Genomic DNA, 1,065 nt, shown 5'->3' with positions numbered 1-1,065 from the left:
CTGCCGGTGCGGCTGCACCTGACGGACATCGCACCCGTGGAGGTACGCGACAGGGTACGGGCCCGGGTGACGCTGATCGGCTGGCTGGCACCGGAGCCGGCGCAGCCGGAGGCGGACCGGCTGGTGCTGCGCTTCGACCCGGCGGAGGCGCTGGTGGTGACGGCGGGAGCCGGGACGGACGACCCCGGGGCGGCGGTCGTGGACCTGGACGAACTGGCCGCGGCGGCGCCCGACCCGCTGGCGGTCCAGGAGTCGGCGATGCTGCTGCACCTGGCGGACTCCCACCGCGACGCGGTCGACGCCCTGACCCGGCTCCTCACCCCGTCGGTACTCCACGGCGCGGTCCGCGTCCACCCGCTGGCGCTGGACCGCCACGGCCTCACCCTCCGCCTGGAACACCCCCGCACCCACCACGACACCCGCCTCCCCTTCCCCGACTCCCTCACGGACGCGGCCGAAGCCGGCCCAGCCATCCAGACCCTCCTCTACGCCGCCGGCCACTGCCCCCGCCGCCGCACCCGCCGCGGCGGGTGAGCGGGAGGTGACCCGGCCGGGCCGCGGTGCGCACACCGGTGCGACGGCCGCCTCGTAGGCTGTACGAGTGTGCTACTCGTGACTCGCCGGAGGGGGAGGCCATGTCCGAGCGGTGGGGCCTGATCGTCGAGGAGACCGACGGTCTCGGCGACCGCAAGTCCATGTCCGCGAACGTGCTGGAGAACTTCACCGGCCCGCGCGAGGAGGCCATGGCCCGCCTGGAGGCCCGCGCCCGCGCCTACCGGCCCCAGCACCCGGCCAAGTCCTCACACACCGCCCTGTACCGGACCGGCGAGGGCTTCCTGCTGATCAGCAAGGGCTCGATGCGCAGCTACGGCTGCCGCTTCTCCCTGGTCGAGCTGCTGTACGACAGCCGCGAGGCGGAAGAGGCGGAGAAGTCGGCCCGCCGGGCGGAGCGTGAGCGCCGCGCCGCGGAGAAGGCCGGGGCGCGGGCGGCGAAGCGCGCGGAGCGCAAGGCGCGGCGGCTGCCCTGACCCGGCGGGGACTGCCGTACGCGGCGGCCCGCCTCGG

The 1,065-nt window shown here is 75.8% G+C and carries 2 protein-coding genes; both read left to right on the top strand.

The genetic code is table 11. The features are described from left to right. The coding region (locus H5J30_RS35265; protein ID WP_181791864.1) for a DUF2470 domain-containing protein at window positions 1–534 on the top strand (534 nt) is incomplete at its 5' end. 101 nt (window positions 535–635) lie between these two features. Next, complete coding sequence (locus tag H5J30_RS35260; RefSeq protein ID WP_181791863.1) at window positions 636–1,028, top strand: hypothetical protein; 393 nt, start codon at window positions 636–638, stop codon at window positions 1,026–1,028. Window positions 1,029–1,065 lie beyond the last annotated feature (37 nt).

This window comes from Streptomyces phytophilus, assembly GCF_013870535.1.
GTDB lineage: Bacteria > Actinomycetota > Actinomycetes > Streptomycetales > Streptomycetaceae > Streptomyces > Streptomyces phytophilus.
The sequence above is the reverse complement of the archived record's forward strand: the minus strand, read 5'-3'. Positions and strand labels throughout refer to the sequence as shown.